This window comes from Methylomonas koyamae (assembly GCF_001644025.1).
GTDB lineage: Bacteria > Pseudomonadota > Gammaproteobacteria > Methylococcales > Methylomonadaceae > Methylomonas > Methylomonas koyamae_A.
In genome coordinates, this window is the sequence record NZ_LUUK01000151.1 from 86004 (window position 1) to 94548 (window position 8545).

At 57.0% G+C, this 8545-nt stretch carries 7 protein-coding genes; 5 read left to right on the forward strand and 2 right to left on the reverse strand.

Going from position 1 to position 8545, the window contains the following annotated elements:
- Positions 1-2: 2 nt before the first annotated feature.
- Entirely contained in the window at positions 3-836 is an 834-nt protein-coding gene (locus A1355_RS10260) for a PHP domain-containing protein (RefSeq protein ID WP_064027655.1), read from the reverse strand.
- Positions 833-2629, reverse strand: coding sequence for an ABC transporter ATP-binding protein (locus A1355_RS10265; protein WP_064027657.1), 1797 nt, complete (start codon positions 2627-2629; stop codon positions 833-835). Before A1355_RS10265 ends, A1355_RS10260 begins: the two co-directional genes overlap by 4 nt.
- A 45-nt stretch (positions 2630-2674) precedes the next feature.
- Between A1355_RS10265 and A1355_RS10270 the strand changes: the two genes are divergently transcribed.
- From A1355_RS10270 to galE, 5 genes are all read left to right on the forward strand, one after another.
- Positions 2675-4627: a transglycosylase SLT domain-containing protein gene (locus tag A1355_RS10270; protein ID WP_197471778.1), complete on the forward strand. Its 1953-nt coding sequence runs from the start codon at positions 2675-2677 to the stop codon at positions 4625-4627.
- Positions 4628-4704: 77 nt separating this feature from the next.
- Positions 4705-5220 carry a 3-hydroxyacyl-[acyl-carrier-protein] dehydratase FabA gene (gene fabA, locus A1355_RS10275; protein ID WP_064027660.1) on the forward strand — a complete coding sequence of 172 codons (516 nt, stop codon included), beginning with the start codon at positions 4705-4707 and terminating at the stop codon, positions 5218-5220.
- A gap of 13 nt (positions 5221-5233) precedes the next feature.
- Positions 5234-6454, forward strand: a complete 1221-nt coding sequence (fabB, locus tag A1355_RS10280; protein WP_064027662.1) for a beta-ketoacyl-ACP synthase I — start codon at positions 5234-5236, stop codon at positions 6452-6454.
- Positions 6455-6500: 46 nt separating this feature from the next.
- Complete coding sequence (gene ttcA, locus A1355_RS10285) at positions 6501-7394, forward strand: tRNA 2-thiocytidine(32) synthetase TtcA (RefSeq protein ID WP_064027664.1); 894 nt, start codon at positions 6501-6503, stop codon at positions 7392-7394.
- An 18-nt stretch (positions 7395-7412) separates the two neighbouring features.
- The gene (gene galE / locus A1355_RS10290) at positions 7413-8459 is read left to right on the forward strand and encodes a UDP-glucose 4-epimerase GalE (RefSeq protein WP_064027666.1); all 1047 of its coding nucleotides are present in this window, start codon (positions 7413-7415) and stop codon (positions 8457-8459) included.
- The last annotated feature ends 86 nt before the right edge of the window (positions 8460-8545 follow it).

An 8545-nucleotide genomic window follows, 5' to 3' on the forward strand; every position in this document is an offset into this window, starting at 1 on the left:
CCCTAGAACAATTCCCAAATCGGCTGGGCGCCGACCGGCAGCGGCGCCAAGCGGCCCAGTTCCAAGTATTGGTTTTCGGGGGCATGAAAATCGGAACCGACCGACGCGAGTAACTGATGCTTGGTGGCCAATTCTTGACTGAAGCGAATATCGTCGCCGCTGGCCCGCCCGGTGACCACTTCGACGCCCTGCCCGCCCGCCACTTTGAATGCCGCCAACGCTTTATTGATCCATTTATTGCTCAATTTGTAGCGCAACGGGTGCGCCAGTACCGCCAAACCGCCGGCGGCGTTTATCCAACCGATAACTTCGGCTAATCCGGCCCATTGCGTGGCGACATAGGCCGATTTGCCCTTGCTCAAGTAATAGTCGAAAGCGTCCTGTTGAGTCCTGGCGCGGCCCACCCCGACCAAAAAATCGGCGAAATGCAAGCGGGTAATTTCGCCGCCGCGCGCCGCGCGGGCGACGGCCTGAAAAGCACCGTCTATGCCTTTTCTAGCCAATTTGTCGGCGATTTTCCTGGCCCGCTCGACACGCAAATCCTGCTGTCTGGCAACGCCGTCGACCAGCACTGGGTGGCTTGGATCGATATTCAATCCGACCACGTGCAAACAATGGCTTTCGAAACTCGCCGACAATTCGATACCTGGAATCAAGCGCAGGCCCAATTCCGCCGCGACAACCCGCGCCTCGGCCAAACCGGCTGTCGTATCGTGATCGGTCAACGCCAAGGCGGTAACGCCGCGGGCATGCGCCCGGCGTACTAACTGGCCCGGCGTCAATACGCCATCCGAAGCATTGGAGTGACTATGCAAATCGTAGATGGCGGCGCTCATTGGTAGTCGCCGTAAAGCTTGGCGTACAACCCGTTTTGCTGAATCAAGACATCGTGCTTACCCTGCTCGCAGATTTTGCCCTGCTCGAAGACGTATACGTGGTCGGCTTGTTTTACCGCACTCAGCCGGTGAGCGATAATCAGCGTCGTGCGGCCCTCCAAAAACTCCGCTAAAGCTTGATGCAACTTGAATTCCGTCTCGGTATCCAGCGCCGAGGTGGCCTCGTCCAGAATGACGACCGCCGGATTGCTGACGATCATCCGGGCAATGGCCAGACGCTGGCGTTGCCCGCCGGACAAACGCATGCCTTGTCGACCGACCACGGTGTGCAGGCCAAGCGGCTGCTCGCGCACCGCGTCCGCTAGTTGCGCCATCGATAAGGCCCGCCACAGGTCGCTATCGGCGACGTCGCGGCCCAAGGTCAGATTGGCCCTTATCGTATCGTTGAGCAAGGCCGGATGCTGTAATACCGTGGCGACATGCTCGCGCACCACATCCAAACCAATCCGATTCAGCGGAACGCCGTCAAAGTAAATCATTCCTCGGCCGGGCGGATACAAGCCGATCAAAGTCTGCGCCAACGTGGATTTGCCGCCGCCGCTGGCACCGACCAATGCGATTTTCTCGCCGGCCGGTATGTCGAGGTTGATGCCGTTCAAAACCGGCTCGTCGCGGTAGCTGAAGTGTAAATCGCGCACGCCGACCGATACCGTTTTCCGGCCGACAAACGGATTCTCGGCGTGCGGATAATCGGGCTCCCGCTGCAAGTGGGTCAATTGGTTAACCCGTGCCAAAGCCGCCTTCGCGGCGTAAAACGATTGCTGTATGCTCAAAATCTCCTGCACCGGCGCCATCATGAACCACAGGTAGCCAAACACGGCCAGCATTTCACCAATACTGAGGTTGGAATACAGCACCATCAGCATCGCGGTGGCGCGAAAAATATCGAAGCCGAACAAAAATGTCAGAAAGCTAAGGCGAATCGCCGCATCGCTTTTCCAGGCGAATACCGTCGAGTGGTTCTTAACCGCCTCGGCACTGGCGACCAACTGCCGGCAATAATGCGCCTCTCGGTTGCTGGCGCGTATCTGGTGTATCGCATCCAAGGTTTCGCTCAAGGCTTGCTGAAACACCGCATAGGCTTTGTTTTCGTTCGCTTTCAGATCCTTCACCTTCGAGCCGATAGCCTTGGCTAGGTAGATCACCAGCGGGTTCAAAAAGATGATGAACAAGCCCAACTGCCAGTGCATCCACAGTAAAATCAACGCGGTGCCGAATACTGTCAATACCGCCACCAACAACTTGCTGATCGTCGTGCCAATAAAAGTATCCAGCGTATCCAGGTCGGTCACCATGTGGGCGCTGACCGTGCCGCTGCCCAGGCTCTCGTATTCCGACATCGACACTCGCTGCAAATGGCCGACCAGGCCCTCGCGTATCCGAAAAATCACATCCTTGGCGATATTGGAAAATTGCCGGGTTTGAATAATGTTCAATACCAACGCGAACAGTCGCATCAACAAGCTGACCAGCAAGATCACGCCGATGTAGAAAATCGGCACCCGCCACTCTGTTGGAATCAATGGGTCCAGAGTATTGAGTACCGTACCGGGATGATGTAATAGCACTTCATCCACTAGCAGCGGCATCAACAGCGGCACCGGTACGCTGGCGACCGTCGCCAGCAAGGCGATGATATGACCGGTCACCAATTGCTTTTTGTGTTGCAGTGCGATGCGATAGATATAATGCCAGGAATACTCCTGAGGTGTTACGGCTTGGGGTGCGTTCAAGGGAATATGACTAAATCCGGTGGCTTAATAGCAAATTATAATAGCGTGGCGATCTTTACTGAACACTTGTTATTTCCGCGCGGCTTTTCGCGATTTCTAAGGATATTGGGTACCGTCCTCTGGCTGACGGCGGCCGGTTGTTGCGTCGCTGCTCAGCCCGCTTCGTCCCAGCGCACGGCTTTCCTGCAAGCCGAACGCGCTGTCGCCGAGAATCGGCTTGGCGATTATCAACGGCTGAGCGCCGAATTGACCGATTATCCGTTACTGCCTTATTTGCGCTACCTTTGGGCTAAATCGCATCTGGACGACGATCAGGCCGTACGTCGATTTCTCGACACTTATGCCAATACCCGCTACGCGGCGCCATTGCGCACCAAATGGCTGATACAACTTGGCAAGCGGCAACGCTGGTCGGAGTTATTAAGCCAATACCGCGGCGGTGAAGACCCCGAACTGCAATGCTACGCCGGCGTGGCCTATTTACAGTCCGGCCGGACCGACGAAGCGTTTGGAATAGCCAGACCGCTTTGGCTGAGCGGCGGCGAGCCGGCGGAACCCTGCATAAGCTTGTTTTCGACGTACCAGGCCTCGCCTTATTTCAACCGAGACCTGCTGTGGCTGCGCTTCAAGGCGGCTCTGAAACGAGGCAATACCGGGCTGGCTCAGCGCTTGCTACCGGCATTCGCGGAAGACGAACTCAGGCTGGCGAATCTATGGCTAGACTTGCAACGCCACCCCGAGCGCCTCGCCAATACAGTGGCCTGGCGCGAATATCCGGCCGAAACCCGCGCCGAGTGCTTAGTTTTCGCCACGGTGGTGTGGCTCGAACAAGACCTGGACGCCGCGCTGATGTTCTGGGATCGCGAAAAAGCGGGCTTGCCGATTCCGGCCGAATCCAGCCAGCGAGTGGAAAAACAAATCGGGTTGGCGCTGGCTACGCAACGCGACCGCCGCGCCTATGCCCGATTGGCGGCGCTAGACGATAGCGACGACTCGATCCGCGAATGGCGGGTGCGTGCCGCGTTGCAACACCAGTCCTGGCCGGAGGTCGATCTGGCATTGTCTCGATTGAACAACGAAGAACGAAACCAGGACAAATGGCAATATTGGTTGGCGCGCAGCCAGGAACTATCCGGACTGCGCGAACCGGCTTTGAGCCTTTACCGGCAAATTGCCGAACATCGCAGTTACTACGGTTTTCTGGCGGCCGGCAAGCTCGGACGGACGGTGAAGCTGGTCGACAAGCCGCTGGCCGTTCCGGAGTCGGAGCTGGAAGACTTGCAATCGCGCTCGGAATTTTTGGAAGTTTCGGAGTTTTTAGCCTTGGATCGACCATTGGAAGCTAAGCGGCAATGGGGCTTCGCCATCGCCAAACTCGATAAACCGCGCTTGGCGGCCGCCGCCAAGTTGGCGCAGCGCTGGGGCTGGTCGGCGCAAGCGATCGCCACGGTTGCCAAGGCTAACGAATGGGACGACATTGGACTGCGCTTCCCCATCGCTTACGCCGACAGTGTGAGGCAAGCCGCCGGCGCCCGCCAATTGGCGCCGGCGCTGATCTTCGGGCTGATCCGCCAGGAAAGCGCCTTCGACCCGCAGGCCGACTCGCCGGCCGGGGCGAAGGGTTTGATGCAAATCATGCCGAACACCGGTCAGGAAATCGCGAAAAATCTGGGGGAGCCCTGGAGCGGCGGAAACGACCTGCTTAAACCGGATACTAACATCCAATTCGGCGCCTGGCACTTCAAGCAGTTGCTGGACCGTTTTGATCGCCACCCGGCTCTGGCCGCCGCGGCGTACAACGCCGGCGCTAATCGAGTGAAGCGCTGGCTGCCGAGCGATAAACCGCTGCCGGCCGATATTTGGGTGGAGACCATCCCCTACAAGGAGACCCGCGGCTACGTGGCATCGGTGTTGATGTATAGTCTGATCTATCGGGAACGCCTGAACGCCGAGACACCACGTTCGGAGGATTTGATGCGTGACGTGAGGCCTGGATGAAATTTAGGGCTGATTTTTTAGGCTAATTATTGGATAATGTCGGGTGTTTTGAACCCAATTTATCAGGTAAGTATTGAATGGAGAAGCCGCACAGTTTTACGCGCGAAGAATTGTTGATGTCCGGTCGGGGCGAGCTCTACGGCCCGGAAAACGCGCAGCTACCGCTTCCCAATATGCTGATGATGGATCGAATTGTCCACATCTCCGACGAAGGCGGTAAATATGGCAAGGGCGAAATCATTGCCGAATTGGACATTACCCCCGATCTTTGGTTTTTTGCCTGTCATTTTCAAGGTGACCCGGTGATGCCCGGCTGCCTGGGTTTAGATGCGATGTGGCAATTGGTTGGCTTTTATTTGTGTTGGATGGGCGGACCAGGTAAAGGTCGGGCGTTAGGCTGCGGCGAAGTCAAGTTCACCGGCCAAGTCTTGCCCAGCGCGAAAAAAGTCACTTATAAAATCGATTTGAAACGGGTGATCTTGCGCAAACTGGTCATGGGCATTGCCGACGCGGTGATGGAAGTCGACGGCAAGCAAATTTATGAAGCCACCGACCTGAGAGTCGGTCTGTTTACCTCCACCCAGGATTTCTGAAGAAGGTCTAGCCATGAGACGAGCAGTAGTAACCGGTCTGGGCATCGTTTCCAGCATTGGCAATAATCGCGACGAAGTGGTCGAATCGCTCCGCCAGGGGCGTTCCGGCATTGGTTTTTGCGAAGATTATCGTGAACTGGGCTTTCGCAGCCAAATCCACGGTCCGATCAAGATCAACCTCGACGAAGCGATAGACCGCAAAGTCAAACGCTTCATGGGCGATGGCGCGGCATACAATTATTTGGCGATGGAACAAGCCATTGCCGACTCCGGTCTGGCCGACGACGAAGTTTCCAATGTCCGCACCGGTCTGGTGATGGGTTCCGGCGGACCGTCTACGTCGAACTTGGTCGATGCGGCCGACATACTACGCTCCAAGGGCGTCAAGAAAGTCGGTCCGTATATGGTGACTCGCGCGATGTCCAGCACGAATACCGCCTGTCTGGCCACGCCGTTCAAAATCAAGGGCGTCAATTACACGATCAGCTCGGCCTGCGCGACCAGCGCCCACTGTATCGGTCATGCGATGGAATTGATCCAACTCGGCAAGCAAGACGTGGTGTTCGCCGGCGGCGGCGAGGAGTTGCATTGGTCTATGTCGGTCTTGTTCGACGCGATGGGCGCGCTATCCTCCAAATACAACGATACGCCGGAAAGCGCGTCTAGACCTTACGACGAAACCCGCGACGGCTTCGTGATTTCCGGCGGCGGCGGCGTACTGGTTGTCGAGGAACTGGAACATGCCAAGGCGCGCGGCGCGAAAATTTACGCGGAACTGGTCGGCTACGGCGCCACGTCCGACGGTTACGACATGGTGCAGCCGTCCGGCGAAGGCGCGGTGCGCTGCATGCAAATGGCGTTGGCGACCGTTGACGGCAATATCGACTACATCAATGCGCACGGCACCAGTACGCCGGTGGGCGATACCCGCGAACTGGAAGCGATGCGCGCGGTGTTCGGCGCCGATTCGGTACCGCCGGTGAGTTCCACCAAATCACTGACCGGCCATGCCTTGGGCGCGGCCGGCGTCAATGAAGCCATTTATTCGTTACTGATGATGCAAGGAAGTTTCTTGAGCGCATCGGCCAACATTACCCAACTCGACCCTGGCGCGGCGGGCATTCCCATCGTTCGCGAATACCGGGACAACGTCAGCTTGAACACCGTGATGTCCAATAGTTTCGGCTTCGGCGGCACCAATGCCACGCTGATCTTCCAACGTTTCAACGGCTAAATCCTTGAGCGGCTGAAGCCATGCTTTAGCCGCTCGCCTAGCGCCCATGTCCGATTCCAGCCAAAAATCCCGAACCCAATTCAACAAACTGCAGAAGCGTTTGCGCCGTAGCGTCGGCGAGGCTATCGCCGACTTCAATATGATCGAGCATGGCGACAAAGTCATGGTTTGCCTGTCCGGCGGCAAGGACTCCTACACGATGCTGGACATTCTGCTGAACTTACAAAAGACCGCGCCGGTGGATTTCGACATACTGGCCGTCAATTTGGATCAAAAGCAGCCCGGGTTTCCGGAACACGTATTGCCGGAATACCTGAGCTCTATCGGCGTGCCGTTTCATATCATCGAGCACGATACCTACAGCATCGTCAAACGCATCATTCCGGAAGGCCAAACCACCTGCAGTCTGTGTTCAAGGCTGCGGCGCGGCACACTGTACGGCTTTGCCAGAGAACATCGGGTCACCAAAATCGCGCTGGGTCACCACCGAGACGACATCGTCGAAACCTTCTTCCTGAATTTGTTTTATGCAGGCAAACTGAAGGCAATGCCGCCGAAATTGCTCAGCGACGACAAACAGAACATTGTGATTCGGCCGTTAGCCTACTGCCGGGAAAAAGACATCAATCGCTTCGCGGCCTTCAAGCAATTTCCGATCATTCCGTGCAATTTGTGCGGCTCGCAGGAAAACCTGCAACGCAAAGCCATGAAGGTGATGCTGAACGGTTGGGATAAACAGTTTCCGGGTCGTATCGAAACCATTTTCGCCGGGCTGCAAAATATTGCGCCATCGCAAATGCTCGACGCCGGCCTATTCGACTTTGCCGGCCTGACACGCGATACTAACCCGCTGCCGGCCGCTAGCGCTTGCGGCGAGGTTGGCACCGACCAATCGGCCGTCGTTGCCTACGGCGCCGGACTGGACATACTCGAACGTTAACCCAATGGAAATCCGGACATGAACCCAACCATTTTGGTCACCGGCGGCGCTGGATATATCGGCAGCCATACTTGCGTCGAGCTGTTAAACGCAGGATTCGATGTTGTCGTCGTCGACAATCTCAGCAACAGCAAAATCGAAGCCATTCGCCGGGTAGAACGTATCACCGGCAAAACAATAGCTTTTCATCAGGCCGACATTACCGACAAAGCGGCGTTGCAAGCCATCATGGCCCAGCACAACATTGCCGCCGTCGTGCATTTCGCGGGACTGAAAGCGGTCGGCGAATCCTGCCAGATGCCGCTGAACTACTATCACAACAATATTTACGGCACCTTGGTACTGCTGGAGACGATGGCGGAGTTCGGGATCAAACGCCTGGTGTTCAGCTCTTCGGCCACCGTTTACGGCGATCCACACAGCGTGCCTATTCTGGAACATTTTCCGCTGCAAGCCACCAACCCTTACGGCCGCACCAAGCTGTTCATTGAGGAAATCCTGCGCGACCTTAGCCAGTCCGATCCGCTGAGCCATAGCGCCACACCTTGGCAAATCACGATATTGCGCTACTTCAACCCGATCGGCGCGCACGCCAGCGGGCTCATCGGCGAAGACCCGAACGGCATCCCCAATAATTTGATGCCCTTCCTGTCGCAAGTCGCGATCGGCAAATTACCGATGCTGTCGGTATTCGGCAACGACTATTCGACGCCGGACGGCACCGGCGTCCGCGACTACATCCACGTGGTCGATTTGGCGGTCGGCCACATCAAGGCCTTGGAATACCTTCTAAAACAGGATGCCAAGGATAGCGTGTGCGACGCCATCAATCTCGGCACCGGTAACGGTTACAGCGTCTTACAGATGATCGAAACCTTTATTGAAGTCACCGGACAAGCCGTGCCCTACCGTATCGCGCCGCGCCGGCCCGGCGACGTGGCGGCCTGTTACGCGGACCCCGGCCTGGCCGCCGAAAAAATTGGCTGGAAGGCCGAGCGAGAGTTGGCTCGGATGCTGGCCGATACCTGGCATTGGCAAACACAAAACCCCAACGGTTACGACTGAACAGCCCTCGGCTCCAGCACCAACCCGGCGTTTTCAACCCGGTTTCTGCCGCTACGCTTGGCCTCGTACAAGGCTACATCCGCCGC

What these genes read in the sequence shown, in the direction of transcription:
- A1355_RS10260 (WP_064027655.1), bottom strand. Translation starts at nt 836, where the DNA reads ATGAGCGCCGCCATCTACGATTTGCATAGTCACTCCAATGCTTCGGAT.
- fabA (WP_064027660.1), top strand. Translation starts at nt 4,705, where the DNA reads ATGGAGAAGCCGCACAGTTTTACGCGCGAAGAATTGTTGATGTCCGGT.
- fabB (WP_064027662.1), top strand. Translation starts at nt 5,234, where the DNA reads ATGAGACGAGCAGTAGTAACCGGTCTGGGCATCGTTTCCAGCATTGGC.
- ttcA (WP_064027664.1), top strand. Translation starts at nt 6,501, where the DNA reads ATGTCCGATTCCAGCCAAAAATCCCGAACCCAATTCAACAAACTGCAG.
- galE (WP_064027666.1), top strand. Translation starts at nt 7,413, where the DNA reads ATGAACCCAACCATTTTGGTCACCGGCGGCGCTGGATATATCGGCAGC.